The organism is Micromonospora sp. NPDC048063 (assembly GCF_043202855.1).
Lineage (GTDB): Bacteria > Actinomycetota > Actinomycetes > Mycobacteriales > Micromonosporaceae > Micromonospora.
Genome location: NZ_JBIDBG010000003.1, coordinates 213,980 through 228,847, shown reverse-complemented (window position 1 = coordinate 228,847; position 14,868 = coordinate 213,980). Strand labels below are relative to the sequence as shown.

10 protein-coding genes are annotated in these 14,868 nt (G+C 75.1%); 4 read left to right on the top strand and 6 right to left on the bottom strand.

Annotated features, from left to right (window positions below; translation table 11 throughout):
• Positions 1-12 precede the first annotated feature (12 nt).
• The 5 genes from ACGFZ2_RS09445 to pcaF all read right to left on the bottom strand — a co-directional run bounded on the left by ACGFZ2_RS09445 (position 13) and on the right by pcaF (position 6,683).
• Positions 13-1,377, bottom strand: a complete 1,365-nt coding sequence (locus ACGFZ2_RS09445) for a glutamine synthetase family protein (protein ID WP_393266642.1) — start codon at positions 1,375-1,377, stop codon at positions 13-15.
• Positions 1,378-1,702: 325 nt separating this feature from the next.
• Positions 1,703-2,203 carry a DUF456 domain-containing protein gene (locus tag ACGFZ2_RS09440; protein WP_393266645.1) on the bottom strand — a complete coding sequence of 167 codons (501 nt, stop codon included), beginning with the start codon at positions 2,201-2,203 and terminating at the stop codon, positions 1,703-1,705.
• On the bottom strand, positions 2,200-4,374 hold the full coding sequence (locus ACGFZ2_RS09435; protein WP_393266648.1) for a putative bifunctional diguanylate cyclase/phosphodiesterase: 2,175 nt from the start codon (positions 4,372-4,374) through the stop codon (positions 2,200-2,202). The genes ACGFZ2_RS09440 and ACGFZ2_RS09435 overlap by 4 nt, the downstream gene beginning before the upstream one ends.
• A gap of 4 nt (positions 4,375-4,378) precedes the next feature.
• Complete coding sequence (locus ACGFZ2_RS09430) at positions 4,379-5,197, bottom strand: SAM-dependent methyltransferase (RefSeq protein ID WP_393266650.1); 819 nt, start codon at positions 5,195-5,197, stop codon at positions 4,379-4,381.
• A gap of 280 nt (positions 5,198-5,477) precedes the next feature.
• Positions 5,478-6,683 (bottom strand): 3-oxoadipyl-CoA thiolase, encoded by a 1,206-nt coding sequence (gene pcaF / locus ACGFZ2_RS09425; protein WP_393266652.1) that lies wholly within the window; start codon positions 6,681-6,683, stop codon positions 5,478-5,480.
• A gap of 107 nt (positions 6,684-6,790) precedes the next feature.
• Between pcaF and ACGFZ2_RS09420 the strand changes: the two genes are divergently transcribed.
• The 4 genes from ACGFZ2_RS09420 to ACGFZ2_RS09405 all read left to right on the top strand — a co-directional run bounded on the left by ACGFZ2_RS09420 (position 6,791) and on the right by ACGFZ2_RS09405 (position 11,262).
• The gene (locus ACGFZ2_RS09420) at positions 6,791-7,756 is read left to right on the top strand and encodes a glutathione S-transferase family protein (protein ID WP_393266654.1); all 966 of its coding nucleotides are present in this window, start codon (positions 6,791-6,793) and stop codon (positions 7,754-7,756) included.
• Positions 7,749-8,426, top strand: coding sequence for a DUF998 domain-containing protein (locus ACGFZ2_RS09415; RefSeq protein ID WP_393451745.1), 678 nt, complete (start codon positions 7,749-7,751; stop codon positions 8,424-8,426). Before ACGFZ2_RS09420 ends, ACGFZ2_RS09415 begins: the two co-directional genes overlap by 8 nt.
• A 264-nt stretch (positions 8,427-8,690) precedes the next feature.
• Positions 8,691-9,998, top strand: a complete 1,308-nt coding sequence (locus ACGFZ2_RS09410) for a dicarboxylate/amino acid:cation symporter (protein ID WP_393452561.1) — start codon at positions 8,691-8,693, stop codon at positions 9,996-9,998.
• Between the two features lie 196 nt (positions 9,999-10,194).
• Positions 10,195-11,262, top strand: coding sequence for an NADH:flavin oxidoreductase/NADH oxidase (locus tag ACGFZ2_RS09405; protein ID WP_393451742.1), 1,068 nt, complete (start codon positions 10,195-10,197; stop codon positions 11,260-11,262).
• A gap of 47 nt (positions 11,263-11,309) precedes the next feature.
• Here ACGFZ2_RS09405 and ACGFZ2_RS09400 read toward each other — a convergent pair whose 3' ends face one another.
• Positions 11,310-14,849 (bottom strand): ATP-binding cassette domain-containing protein, encoded by a 3,540-nt coding sequence (locus tag ACGFZ2_RS09400; protein WP_393451739.1) that lies wholly within the window; start codon positions 14,847-14,849, stop codon positions 11,310-11,312.
• Positions 14,850-14,868 lie beyond the last annotated feature (19 nt).

The window sequence follows — 14,868 nt, the reverse complement described above, 5'->3', positions numbered from 1 at the left end:
ACGCGGTCGAGGTCAGAGGCGTTCGAAGCCACGGAAGAGCTCCCAGTCGGTCACGGCGGCGTCGAAGGCGGCCAGCTCGACCCGCGCCTGGTTGGCGTAGTGCGCCACCACCTCGTCACCGAATGCCTCCCCCGCCACCGTCGAGGACTCCCACCGGGCGAGGGCGTCGCGCAGCGTGCCGGGGACCCGCTCGGCGGCCGGGTCGTCGTACGCGTTGCCGGTGCACTCCTCGCCCAGCTCCAGTCCGCGCTCGATGCCGTGCACGGCGCCGGCGACCAGCGCGGCGATGGCCAGGTACGGGTTCACGTCCGCCCCCGGGACCCGGTTTTCCACCCGCATGCCCTGCCCGTGCCCGACCAGCCGCAGGGCGCAGGTGCGGTTGTCCGTGCCCCACCGCAGCGCGGTCGGGGCGAACGACCCGGGCTGGTAGCGCTTGTAGGAGTTGACGTTCGGGGCGAACAGGAGGCTGAACTCCTGCATGGTGGCGAGCAGCCCGGCCAGCACCCGCCGCCCGGTCGCCGACAGGTGCGCCGGCCCGTCGCCGAGCAGCGCCGACCGGCCGTCCGCGTCACGCAGGGAGAAGTGGATGTGGCAGGAGTTGCCCTCCCGCTCGTTCGGCTTGGCCATGAAGGTGATCGACATGCCCTCCTGGGCGGCGATCTCCTTCGCCCCGTTCTTGTAGATGACGTGGTGGTCGGCGCAGGCCACCGCCTCGTCGTAGCGGAAGGCGATCTCGTGCTGGCCTAGGTTGCACTCCCCCTTCGCGCTCTCGGGGGTCAGCCCCGCCCCCGCCATCTCCCGGCGGATGCGGCGCAGCAGCGGCTCCACGCGGGCGGTGCCGAGCAGGGAGTAGTCCACGTTGTACTGGTTGGCGGGGGTCAGCTCCCGGTAGCCGCGCCGCCAGGCGTCCTCGTAGGAGTCGCGGAACAACACGAACTCCAGCTCCGTGCCGGCGTACGCGGTCAGCCCGTGCCCCGCCATCCGGTCCAGCTGACGGCGCAGGATCTGCCGGGGCGAGGCGGCCACCGGCCCTGACCCGTCCAGCCAGGCCAGGTCCGCCAGGAGCAGCGCGCTGCCCGGCTGCCAGGGCACCCGGCGCAGCGTGTCGAAGTCCGGCACCATGGCGAAGTCGCCGTAGCCGCGTTCCCAGCTCGACATCGCGTACCCGTCGACGGTGTTCATGTCGACGTCCACGGCGAGCAGGTAGTTGCAGCCCTCGCTGCCGTGCGCGACGACGTGGTCGAGGAAGTGGGGGGCGTGGAACCGCTTGCCCTGCAACCGGCCCTGCATGTCCACCAGGGCCAGCACCACGGTGTCGATCTCGCCCTCGGCGATGGCGACCCGCAGTTGTTCCAACGTGAGCGGAGCTTTCCTCATCGGCGGGCCTCCATCACCAAGGTCTACTGGCTAACCTGACCACCGTCAATGCCCAGCCCCGGATCCCGGCAACCGCCCGGGGTGGGTGCGCCGGGCTCGCTCCCGCCGACCGGCCCGGGCCGGCGAGCGGGCAAATTGCGTTGCCGTCCGGGCGCGTGCGCCGCATGCTTGAGCCCGTGACCAGGCCCGATCGCGACGGGCCACCGCCGGGCGCTCGGACCGCCCCGGCACCGCGGCGGCGCGGGGCACGTCACCTCTCTCTCACCCGTGCGGCGCTGCGCCGTACCCGACGCCCGCCCCGCGCCGCCGCCCCACCACCACGCCGTCAGGTCAGCAGCAGACCGACGACCCAGAGCGCCGCCACGAGCAGGCCGGCGAGGAACTCGACCAGCATGGACAGGCCGGCCGCCGCCACGGCCTGCTTCGTCGCCGGCCAGGCCAGCCGGGAGTCGCCCAGCCGCAGCCGCTCCGCCGCCCACACCCCGCCGACGAAGCCGAGCACCAGCCCGACCACCGGTACGACGAAGAAGCCGACCAGTCCCAGCACGCCGCCGGCGAGCAGCGACGAGGTGGGCACCCCGGTGCGTTTCAGGTTCCGCCCCGGCCAGGCGTACTTCACGACGGTGCCGCCGGCGACGACCACCGTGGCGGCGGCGAGCACCGCCCAGCGCCCCGGCCCGGCGCCGCCGAAGAGCGCCCAGACCAGCACCCCGCCCCAGCACAGCGGCAGCGCCGGCAGGCCGGGCACCACCACGCCGGCCAGCCCGGCGAGGATGGCCAGCGCGGCGAGGACGGCGACGGCCGCCTCGGTGTCGGCGAGGCTCATGCCGCGGCTCCGTGCCCGCCGCCGCGCAGCCGGGCCGTGATCTCCGCCGCCGGCGCCGGCGGGCCGAAGTACCGCCCCTGCCCGGTGTCGCAGCGCAGCGCCCGCAGCCGCTCGGCCTGCACCCCGGTCTCGACCGCCTCCGCGGTGACCCACAGCTCCAACGCGTGCGCCAGCCGCACCAGCGCGTCCACGATCCGCTCGTCCCGGTGGTCGGTGGCCGCCTCCGGGCCGTCGCCCCGGATTCCCTCGACGAACGGGCCGGCCAACTTGAGGCAGTGGATCGGCAGCCGCCGCAGGTACGCCAGGTTCGAGTAGCCGGTGCCGAAGTCGTCGATCGCCAGCCGTACGCCCAGCGCGGCCAGCCGGTGCAGCGACCGCAGCGGCTCCCCCGCGGTGCCCATCACGGCGCTCTCGGTCAACTCCAGTTGCAGCAGCCCGGCCGGGAGCCCGGTGGAGGCCAGCGCGTCGGCGACGGTCTCCACGATCCGCGGGTCGTCGGCCTGCCGGGCGGCCAGGTTGACGCTGACCACCAGCCGGGCCGCGGGGAACTCGCGCCGCCACTCCTCCGCGTCCCGGCAGGCCTGCCGCAGCACCCACTCGCCGAGGCGGACGATCAGGCCGGTCTCCTCCGCCAGCCCGATGAACCGGTCCGGCCCGATGAGCCCCAGCTCCGGGTGCTGCCAGCGGACCAGCGCCTCCACGGCCAGCATCGAGCCCTCCAGCAGGGACACGATCGGCTGGTAGTGGAGCACGAACTCGTCCCGGTCCAGCGCCGCCGGCAGCCCGGCGGCCAGCGCGGAGCGGGCGATGTCCCGGGCGCCGCGCTCCGGGTCGTAGACCGCCCACCGGCCGCGGCCCTCCGCCTTCGCCCAGTAGAGCGTGGTGTCGGCGGCCTTCATCAGCTCCGAGGCGCTCGTCCCGCCGACGGGACACTCGACGATGCCGACGCTCGCCGAGACGGCGAGCTGGTGCTCGCCGATCCGGACCGGGGCGGAGACGGCGGCCAGAGCCGCCTCGGCGACGGCCACCGCGTCGTCGATGCCGGTGCCGTCGTCGACCAGGATGACGAACTCGTCCCCGCCCATCCGGGCGACCAGGTGGCCGCGCCCGGCGACGCACTCGGCGAGCCGCCGGGCGATCACCACCAGCAGCCGGTCACCGAGGTCGTGGCCGAGGCTGTCGTTGACCGCCTTGAAGCCGTCCAGGTCGAGAAAGCAGACCCCGACGCGGTGGTCCGCGTCGGCCATCTCGAAGACCTGGCCCAGCGTCTCGAAGAACAGGGTCCGGTTGGGCAGGCCGGTGAGCGGGTCGTGCAGCGCCTGGAAGCGCAGCCGCTGCTGGAGCTCGTACCGCTCGGTGATGTCCTCGATCATCGCGACGGTGAACCGGGGCCGGCCGTCGTCGTGCCGGATCAGCGAGACGGACAGGTCGGTCCAGACCACGCTGCCGTCCTTGCGGTGGTAGCGCTTCTCCACCCGGGCGCTGTCGTGCTTGCCCTCGACCAGCTCCTGGTAGAGCTCCCACATCCCGGCCGCGTCGTCGACGTGGAACAGCGACGCCACGTTGATCTGCCGCAGCTCCTCGACGGAGTAGCCGAGCATGTCCGCGAACGCCTGGTTGACGTCGATGATCCGACCGTCGATGCCGGCGATGCCGATGCCCGTGGGCGCCCCGACGAAGACCGCCCGGAACCGGGCCTCGCTGTCACGCAGGGCCTGCTCCACCTCGTCCCGCGCCTGCCACGCCGAGCGGGCGATCCGCTCCTGCTGGGCGAAGGTGCGGTCGCGCAGGGCGCGGGCGAACCCGGCGGCCAGCCCGCCCTGCAGGGCCGCGACCCGCTCCACCGTCTCGTCGTGGTGCGCCCGGGCGGGCAGCACCTCGGGAAGGAAGCGCTCGCCGAGGGCCCGCACCGACCAGTCGAGCACCCGCGGCTCCGTCAGGTGCTCCTCGACCAGTGCGCGCCCGACCTCCTCGGCCGGCAGGGCCGAGAAGGGTTCGGCGAGCACGGCCAGCGCCAGCCGGACGGTGTGCAGGTGCAGCAGCCGCTCGGTCTCGGCCGCGCTGAGCGGCACGAAACCGAGCCGGCGCACCGCCCGGGACCACTCGGTCGCGTACCGCAGGGCGCCCGACCGGCTGAGGTCGTCGCCGCCGGGCTCCGGTACGGCGCCCATGGGCTCAGGCGGTGGGCTGGTCGTACCGGGCGACGCCGCCGAAGGCACCGAACCGCTCCGGCTGGTCGTCCACGTCGGACGGCGAGTCCGGACGCCAGAGCGGCATGTGCACCACGCCCGGCTCCAGGATCGTCCAGTCGCCGAAGAAGCTGGTGACCTCGGCCCGCGAGCGCAGCGTGATCTCGGTGTCGGTACGCGCCGAGAGGCGCTGCGCGTCGAGCATCTCCTGCGGCTGGTCCTCGAAGGTGGAGTGCGAGATGACCAGGAAGCTGCCCGGGGCGGCGGCGGCCCGCAGGGTGGCCAGGACGTCGCCGGGTCGGTCGGCGTCCGGGATGAAGTGCACCACCCCGGCGAGCAGGATGCCCAGCGGCCGGCTGAAGTCGAGCAGCGCCAGCTCACGGGCCTCGGTCAGGATCCGCTCCGGCTCGCGCAGGTCGGCGTGGATCACCCCGGTCAGCTCGTTGCCGGCGAGCAGCTCCCGGCTGTGCGCCACCGCGACCGGGTCGATGTCGACGTAGACCACCCGGGCCTTGGGGTTGGCCGTCTGGGCGACCTCGTGCACGTTGCCGACGGTCGGGATGCCGGAGCCGATGTCGAGGAACTGGTCGACCCCGGCGTCCAGCAGCGTACGCACGGCCCGGCGCAGGAACTCGCGGCCGGCGCGCATGGTGGCCGCCAGGTTGGGGGTCATGCCGGCGATCTGCTCGGCGAGCTGCCGGTCGATCTCGAAGTTGTGCGCCCCGCCGAGGAAGTAGTCGTAGACCCGGGCCGCGCTCGGCCGGGAGAGGTCGATCTCGGCGGGAAGTCCGTCCGGCATCTGCACTGCTGCACCCCATGTCGTCGCCGCGGTGCGGGAGGGAACCGGCGTCGGGGCGCGTGGGGGGCACGCGGAGCCACACCGGCCGACCCGCGGATCGAGTGGTGCTCACCACTCTAGGCCGCCCACTCCCGGCACGGCGAGGTCCCATGACCCACTTCGTCGGCCCGTCCGGTGTCCGTCACCGACCGGACACCCGGGCGCCGACCGGCCCCGCCCCGCGCCCCTCCGGCCGGCGGGGGCGGCGGGCCCAGGACGGGCCGGCCGGTCTCCGACCGGCGACGGGTCAGCCGGCGGACTCCAGCAGCAGCGAGATGCCCTGCCCCACGCCGACGCACATGGTGGCGAGCGCCCGTCGCCCGCCCCGGCGCCGCAGCTCCAGCGCCGCGGTCAGGGCCAGCCGGGCGCCGCTCGCGCCGAGCGGGTGCCCGAGCGCGATCGCCCCGCCGTTCGGGTTGACATGCTCGGCGTCGGTGGGCAGGCCCAGCTCGCGCAGCACCGCGACGGACTGCGCGGCGAACGCCTCGTTCAGCTCGATCACGTCGACCGCGTCGAGGCCGACGCCGAGCCGGTCGAGCAGCTTCCGGGTGGCCGGCACCGGCCCGACGCCCATGGTCCGGGGCGGTACGCCGGCCGCGGCGGCCCCGGCGAACCGGGCCAGCGGGGTCAGGTTGTACCGGGTCACGGCCGCCTCGGAGGCGACCAGCAGCGCCACCGCGCCGTCGTTGACGCCGGAGGAGTTGCCGGCGGTCACCGTGCCGCCCTCGCGGAACGGGGTGGGCAGCGCGGCCAGCTTCTCCAGCGAGGTCTCCCGGGGGTGCTCGTCGACCTCGACGAGCTTCGTCTCGCGCCGCCCCGCCGGCACGCTCACCGGCACGATCTCCTCGGCGAACCGGCCGTCGGCCTGCGCCTTCGCGGCCCGCTGCTGCGACCGGTACGCGAACTCGTCCTGCTCGGCCCGGCCGACGCCGTACTCGGCGGCGACGTTCTCCGCGGTCTCCGGCATGGAGTCGATGCCCCAGTGCTTCTTCATCAGCGGGTTGACCAGCCGCCAGCCGATGGTGGTGTCGTACACCTCCGCGTTGCGGGAGTACGGGGTCGTCGCCTTCGGCATCACGAACGGGGCGCGGCTCATGCTCTCCACCCCGCCGGCCACGACGAGGTCGGCCTCGCCGGCCACGATCGACCGGGCGGCGGTGGCCAGGGCGTCGAGGCCCGAACCGCAGAGCCGGTTGACCGTGCTGCCGGGCACCTCCTCGGGCAGCCCGCCGAGCAGCGCCGCCATCCGGGCCACGTTGCGGTTGTCCTCCCCGGCCTGGTTGGCGCAGCCCAGGATCACGTCGTCCACCCGCGCCCAGTCCACGGACGGGTGCCGGGCGACCAGCTCGCGGATCACGTGCGCGGCCAGGTCGTCGGGGCGGACGCCGGCGAGGGCGCCGCCGTACCGGCCGATCGGGGTGCGGACACCGGCCACCAGGTATGCCACGGTCATCAGCGCGATCCTTCGGGGGGTGGGAAGGGGCGGGGGCAGGCGCTTTCCGGGTCACGGGGTCGCCCGGCCGCCAGGATATCCGCGCGCCCAGCGGATAGGTTGACGGCATGGCCCGGGCCCAGTTCAGCGCAGAGACCAGCGGCGGTGGCGCGTTCGTCCGCCAGCCCAACCGGTTCACCGGTCGGGTCACCCCCCACTCGACCTCTCCCGCAGGGGGCGGCCCGGACGACCAGGACCGCTGGCCGCTGGAGCCGGGCCGCTACCGACTGATCTGGTGCCGGGCCTGCCCCTGGGCGCACCGGGCCCGGATCGTCCGTAACCTGCTCGGCCTCCAGGACGCGATCTCACTCGGCACGGTCGACCCGATCCGCGACGAGCGCGGCTGGCGGTTCAGCCTCGACCCGGACGGGTTCGACCCGGTGCTCGGCATCGGCTTCCTCTCCGAGGCGTACCTGGCCACGGACCCCGACTACACCGGGCGGGTCACCGTGCCGGCCCTGGTCGACACGCACACCGGGCGGGTGGTCACCAACGACTATCCGCAGCTCACCCTCGACTTCTCCACCGAGTGGCGCAGCCTGCACAAGCCGGGCGCGCCGGACCTCTACCCGGTGGAGCTCCGCCCGGAGATGGACGCGCTGATGGCGGAGATCCACCGGGACGTCAACAACGGCGTCTACCGCTGCGGCTTCGCCACCTCGCAGGCCGCGTACGAGGAGGCGTTCACGGCGCTGTTCGCCCGGCTCGACGCGCTGTCGGAGCGGCTGGCGGGCCGGCGTTACCTGATGGGCGACGCGATCACCGAGGCCGACGTGCGGCTGTTCACCACCCTGGTCCGCTTCGACGTGGCGTACCACGGGCACTTCAAGTGCAACCGGCAGAAGCTCACCGAGATGCCGGTGCTCTGGGCGTACGCGCGGGACCTGTTCCAGACGCCGGGCTTCGGCGAGACGGTCGACTTCGACCACATCAAGCGGCACTACTACGGCACCCACGCGGCGATCAACCCGACGGGCATCGTCCCGCTCGGCCCCGACACCTCCGGCTGGACGACGCCGCACGGGCGTGGCTGAGCCGCGCCGGGCGGACCCGACCGCCGCCCCGGGCGTGGCCGAGCCGCGCCGGGCGGGCCCGTCCGTCTCCCCGTCCCGGGCCGCCGCCGCGTCGGCCGCGACCGGCTGCATCGTCGCGGGCGCGACCGCCGTGACCGTCGCCGTGGTCGCCGGTCCCGGCCCGGGCCTGACCGGGTACGTCAGCGAGGCGGGCGTCACCGACAGCGCGTACGCCCCGGCGTACCGGATCGGGGTCTTCGCCCTCGCCGCGGCGCTGCTGCTGCTCGCGGCGGCGCTGCCGGCGGGGCTGCGGTTCGCGGCCGCACTGCTCGCCGCCGGGAGCGTCTGCACCCTGGTCTCGGGCGCGGTGACGTGCAGCGCGGGCTGCCCGCTGCCGCCGTTCGAGCGGGCCACGGCGGCCGACCTGGTGCACGGCGGGGCGAGCATCGTCGCGACCGCGGCGGTGGTCTTCGCGATGCTGGCGATCGCCTTCCCGCCCGGGGCCGACCGGTCGCTGCGCCGGCTGGCCGCCGGGGCGGCGGCGGCGGCGCTGCCGCTGGCCGGGGTGGTGGGCCTGGCGATGCTCGCGGTGGGCCGGGGCACCCTGGTCGGGGTGCTGGAGCGACTGCTGCTCCTGGTGGCGCTCCTCTGGGCCACCGCCACCGCCACCACCATCGCCCTCCGCCGGTAAGGAAGGGCACCTTGTTAACGCCTCCGGTAGAGGAAGGGCCCCTTCCAAGCATTCGCTGTAAGGAGCGTCACCGGAGTCGATCCTTCCGGTCAGTCGGCCGGGGGGATAACCTCGGCGGGCGATGACCAACGTCTGGCACCTCACCGTGCGCCTGTATGTCGACCTCCGACTGCAGGCCAGCGGCATCTGTCCGGCGCAGCCGCTCTCCTGACGCTGCCCCGTTCGACCCTCCAGACCCTGGGACACATCCTCATGGCTTCCGCCCTGCGCAAGATCCCCTTCTCCGTGCAGATCCTGCTCGGCCTCGTCCTCGGCGTGGCGCTCGGCTTCCTCGCCCGCGCCAACGACCTGAGCTGGCTCACCAGCACCCTCGACACCGTCGGCGGCCTCTTCGTCCAGCTCCTCAAGCTGGCCGTGCCGCCGCTGGTCTTCACCGCCATCGTGGTCAGCGTCGTCAGTCTGCGGGGGGTGGCCAACGCCGCCCGGCTCGCGCTGAAGACCCTGCTCTGGTTCGGCGCCACCGCGTTGGTCGCCGTGGCCGTCGGCATCGGGCTCGGCCTGCTCACCAACCCCGGCCGTGGCGTCACCCTGGACACCGCCGGCGCCGCCGCCCCGAAGCGGACCGGCTCCTGGACCGACTTCCTCACCGGCATCGTGCCGACCAACCCGGTCGGCGCGTTCGTCGAGGGCAACGTGCTCCAGATCGTCTTCCTGGCCCTCGTCGTCGGCGCCGCGGCGCTGCTGGTCGGCGAGAAGGCCGAGCCGTTCGTGGCGCTCAACCGGGCGCTGCTGGAGATCGTCCAGAAGGCGCTCTGGTGGGTCATCCGGCTCGCCCCGATCGGCACGCTCGGCCTGATCGGCAACGCCGTCGCCTCGTACGGCTGGAACCTGGTGGCCCCGCTCGCGAAGTTCACCACCGCCGTCTACGTCGGCTGCGCGATCGTGCTGTTCGTGGTCTACCCGCTGGTGCTGCTGGCCGCCGGCCGGCTCAACCCGCTGCGCTTCTTCGCCGGCGCCTGGCCCGCGATCGAGCTGGCCTTCGTCTCCCGTTCCTCGGTGGGCACGATGCCCGTGACCCAGCGCTCGGTCGAGCGGCTCGGCGTTCCCCGCGAGTACGCCTCGTTCGCGGTGCCGTTCGGCGCGACCACGAAGATGGACGGCTGCGCGGCGATCTACCCGGCCCTCGCGGCGATCTTCGTCGCCCAGGTCTTCGGGGTGGACCTCGGCGTCACCGACTACCTGCTGATCGCCTTCGTGTCGGTGGTCGGCTCGGCTGCCACCGCCGGCCTGACCGGCGCGATCGTGATGCTCACGCTGACCCTGAGCACGCTCGGCCTGCCGCTGGCCGGCGCCGGCCTGCTGCTGGCGATCGACCCGATCCTCGACATGATCCGCACCGCCACCAACGTGGCCGGTCAGGCGCTGGTGCCGACCATCGTCGCGGCCCGCGAGGGCACGCTGGACCGGACCGCGTACGACTCGGCCGGCCGGCGCTCGCCGCTCGACCCGGCGGACGCCGAGGCCGACGCCCGGTCCCGCCGGCCGGAGGACCTCAGCCCCGTCCCGGCCTGAGGACTCCTCCCGCCCGCCGCTGCGGGACGCCGCTGCGGCACCTCCCCGGCGGACCACGCCCGCCACGACCCCGGCGGGCCAGCCCCGCCACGACCCCGGCGGGACGTCCGGGCGACGCCCACCACCGACGGGCGCGTCGACGCCGAGGAGGACCTCCGTGGGGAGGTCCTCCTCGGCCGGTAGAGAGGATGACGACATGAGTGTCCTGTTCACACCGCTGGCCCTGCGCGCGGTGACCCTGCCCAACCGGATCGCCCTGGCGCCGATGTGCCAGTACACCGCTGGCCCGGACGGCCTGCCCACCGACTGGCACCTGGTGCACCTCGGCGGCCGGGCGGTCGGCGGCGTCGGCCTGGTGCTGACCGAGGCCACCGCGGTGGTGCCGGAGGGTCGGATCAGCCCCCAGGACACCGGGCTCTGGTCCGGGGCGCACGTCGACGCCTGGCGGCCGGTGACCGCGTTCGTCGCGGCGCACGGCGCCGTGCCGGCGGTGCAGCTCGCGCACGCCGGGTTCAAGGCGTCGACGTACCGGCCGTGGGCGCCGCGCCGGGGCGGGGTGCCCGACGCCGAGGGCGGGTGGGCGCCGGTCGGCCCCGGGTCGACGCCGTTCGTGCCCGACTACCGGGTGCCGACCGCCCTGGACGAGGCCGGGATCGCCGGCGTGGTCGAGGCGTTCGCGGCGGCGGCCGGGCGGGCCGTCGACGCCGGGTTCGCCGCCGTGGAGATCCACGCCGCGCACGGCTACCTGCTGCACGAGTTCCTCTCGCCCCTGACCAACCACCGGCAGGACGGCTGGGGCGGGGACCGGGCCGGCCGGATGCGGCTGACCCTGGAGGTGGCCCGGGCGGTCCGCGCGGCGGTCGGCGAGGACGTGCCCGTGCTGACCCGGATCTCCGCCACGGACTGGGAGCCCGATGGCTGGACGGTCGAGGACAGCGTGGTGCTCGCCGGCGAGCTGGCCGGTGCCGGGGTCGACCTCGTCGACTGCTCCTCGGGCGGCGCGTCCAGCACCGCCACGATCCCCGTCGGCCCGGGCTACCAGGTGCCGCTGTCCGCCCGGGTACGCCGCGAGGCGGGCGTGGCCACCGGCGCGGTCGGCCTGATCGTCGAGCCGGAGCAGGCCGAGGAGGTCGTCGCCGCCGGCGACGCCGACCTGGTCCTGCTCGGGCGGGAACTCCTGCGCGACCCGTACTGGCCGCACCGCGCCGCCGCCAAGCTCGGCGCCACCCCCACCTGGCCCGCCCAGTACACCCGCGCCCGCTGACCCCACCCCCTCCCCGGCCCCCTCGCGGTGGGGCCGGGGAGAGCGGGTCAGCCGGCCAGGTGGGACCAGTGCGGTTCCAGGTCGCGCCAGGGGCCCTGGGCGGCGACCGAGCCGGACAGCAGGACCACGACGTGGTCGGCCCGCACCAGGGCGGCCCGCTTCGAGGTCGAGCCCACCACGGTCACCCCGTGCTCGCGCAGGGCCTGCCAGAGCGCCAGCTCCGTGGTGACGTCCAGCGCCGAGGACACGTCGTCGGCGACCAGCAGCTCGGTACGCGGCGCGAGCGCCCGGGCCAGCGCGAGGCGCTGCAGCTGCCCGCCGGAGAGCCGGGTGCCCTTGTGCCCGATCAGCAGCCCGAGCCCGCCCCCGGCCGCCGCCAGGTCGTGGTCGAGCTGGGCGGTCGACACCGCCGCGGCGGCGTCCACCTGGTGGCCGAGCGTGATGTTGTCGGCCACCGTGCCGGAGAGCACCCGGGGCAGCTGGCCGACGTAGCCCACCTGGTTGGGGCGCAGGAACAGCTCCGGCTCGGTGACCGGCTCGCCGTTCCAGGTCAGCAGGCCGGTGTGCGGCGCGATGCCGGCGAGCGCCCGCAGCAGCGACGACTTGCCCGCGCCGACCGGCCCGACGACCAGCACCAACTGGCCGCGTTCCACCGTCAGGTCGACGTCGCGGACGGCCACCGTCCCGTCGGTGTGCCGGACCCCGAAGCCCGTCAGCTCCAGCCGGCGCAGCGGGCGCCGGGGCGGCACGTCCGGCGCCGGGGCGGTGCCCGCGCCGAGGTCCACGTCCGGCACCGCCGCCGAGTACGCCGCCACCCCGGTCATCGCCACCGTCCGCCGCGTCCACACCCGTGCGGAGGGGATCTGCGAGATCAGCGACGCCGTCGTCCAGGCGAACCAGCGGGCCGCCGCCAGGGTGGCGACCGCGACCAGGGTAGCGCCGGCCGACAGCTCGCCGGCCAGGAACAGCGCCCACGCGCCGATCGGCAGCAGGCCGCTGACCAGCGACGGGGTCGACCGCGACCACACCTGCACCGCGATCTCGCGGCGTTGCCGGTCGCTACGGACCACGTCGAGGTCGGCCAGGTGGGCCAGCACCGGCCGGGTGGCCCCGGCGAGTTTCACCGTACGGGCGGCCGACAGCGAGGAGACCAGGGCGGTGGCGAACGCGGCCCGCGCGGCGACGGTGGCCCGGGCGGAGCGCTCCAGCCGCGGCCCGAACAGCGTCGCGGCCAGCCCGGAGACCACCATCGTCCCGGCGAAGAACAGCCCCGGCACGACGCTGCCGGTCACGGCCGTCATCGCCGCCAGCAGCACGAGCGAGATCCCCTGGTCGCTCACGTTGTCGGCGAGCTGCACCACCCGCTCGGTGTCGCCGCCCTGGGCCACCACCTCCGCCGGGGTGTGCCCGCTGACCCGGCGCGGCCCGGTCTGCCCGTGCACCAGCCGCAGGCTGATCCGCAGCATCTGCCGGACCCACCACTGCGGGAACCGGTAGCCGGTGAACCAGTGCACCGGCAGGGTGACCAGCAGGGCGGCGACGATCCCCACCGCCGGCAGCCAGGGGTCCCCGACGCCGTCGACCAGGTCGGCCCAGAGCCAGGGCAGCACCGGCCCGTCCATCCCGAGGACCACCAGCAGCACGAACATCGCGAGCGAGGCCAACCCGTACCGGGCGTCGTTGACGCACAGCCGCAGGACCTCCCGCAGCCCGCGCAGGCCACGCAGCCCCCGGGGCGACGCCGGGGCCGTCGCCTCGGGCTCCGCCGCCGGCGTCGGGTCGCCGTCGGGCGCGGCCGGCCGCCCGGCCTCCGGCTCCACCGGGTCGGGGCCGGCGGACGGCCACGGGTCCGGCGGGCCGGTCAGCAGGTCCACCCCGCCGGACCGGGCCCCCGACCCCGCGTGCGCGTACGCGGTGGCGTGGCTGCTGGCGAGCAGGTCGGCGAAGCGGGCCGACTCCCGCAGCGGGCCCGCCTCGACCACCGCCCCGTCGGCCATCACCACCACCTCGTCGCAGCGGCGTACGGACGAGAGGCGGTGCGCGATGACGATGCCGATCCGGTCGCGCAGCAGCCGCTCGGTGGCCTGCTGCACCCGCGCCTCGGTGACCGGGTCGAGACGGGCGGTGGCCTCGTCGAGGATCACCACGTGCGGGTCGCGCACCAGGATCCGGGCGAAGGCGACCAGTTGCTCCTGCCCGGCCGAGAGCACGTGCCCACCCTCGCCGAGCCGGGTCTCCAGGCCGTCGGGCAGCTCGGCGATCCAGCCCGCCAGGCCCAGCTCGTGCAGCGCCCGGGCGGCGGCGTCGCGCAGTTCCGGCTCGAACAGCGCGACGTTCTCGGCGAGGGTGCCGGCGAGGATCTCCGTGCGCTGGGGCACCACGGCGATCCACCGACGCAGCTGCTCGACGTCGAGGTCACGCACGTCGCGGCCGGCCAGGAAGACCGTCCCTGGTGGCACGTCGACGGCCCGGGTCAGCACCTTCGCCAGGGTGGACTTGCCGGAGCCGGTCCGGCCGACCAGGGCGTACGAGCGGCCACGGGCGAAGGTCAGGTGGACGTCACGCAGCGCGGGGCCGCGCCCGCCGTCCGGCTCGGCGCCGTCGTAGTGGAAGGTGAGGCCGCGGACCAGCAGGTCGCCCTCGGTCGGGGCGGCCCCGCCCACCGGCTCCTGCGGGGAGTTCGCCAGCAGTTGCACCCGGCCCCACGCGCCGAGGGCGTACTGGAGCTCGGGGACCATCCGGCTGACGTGCTCGACGGTCATGCCGAACCCGATCGCGAGCAGCCAGACGGCGGTGAGCCGGGCGCCGTCGACCCGGCCGGCGACCAGCGCCCACGCGCCGCCGAGCACCACGGCGGCGATCCCGGCCAGGGTGGCGCCGGCGGCCACCGTGGTGACCCGGGCCGACATCCGCCACACGCGGACGCCCCGGTCGAGCACCTCGGCCGCCCGCCGGGCGTAGAGGCGCAGCACGTACGGCCGGGCCAGGCTGGTCCGCACGTCGTCCTGGCCGTGGACGGCCTCCTCCATCACGGCGGCGAGGTCGGACCACGCCTCCTCCTCGGCCATCCGGGCCGGGGCGATCCGCGCGGTCGGCCGGCGCAAACCGACCGCGAGCAGCACCGTGAGCAGCAGCATCCCGACGCCGGCCGGCCACCAGACCGCCAGGGCGACGACCGTCGAGAGCAGGCCCGTCGTCAGCGCCTGCGCGATCCGTACGCCCTGGTTGCGCACCGCGGCGGCGACCTGGTAGACGTCGCCGTCGATGCGGTCGAGCAGCTCGCCGACCGGAGTGGTCTCCAGGGTCGGCAGGTCCTGCCCGAACGCCACCCGGCACAGCCGGCGGCGCACGTCGGCGGACCAGTCGGCGGTCAGCCCGGCCATCAGCAGGCTGACCACGAGGTCGGTGAGCACGGCGGCGACCAGCGCCACCGCCAGCAGCGCGAAGAACCCGGCGGCGCGGTGCACCAGGACGGGACCGGCCAGCGCGGCGGCGGCGGCCTGACCGCCGGCGCCGAACACGATCAGGCAGGTCACGACCGCCATGCGGCGGGGCGAGGTGACCCACAGGTCCCGGAGCAGACGCATCGGAGTCCCTTCGGGAAGG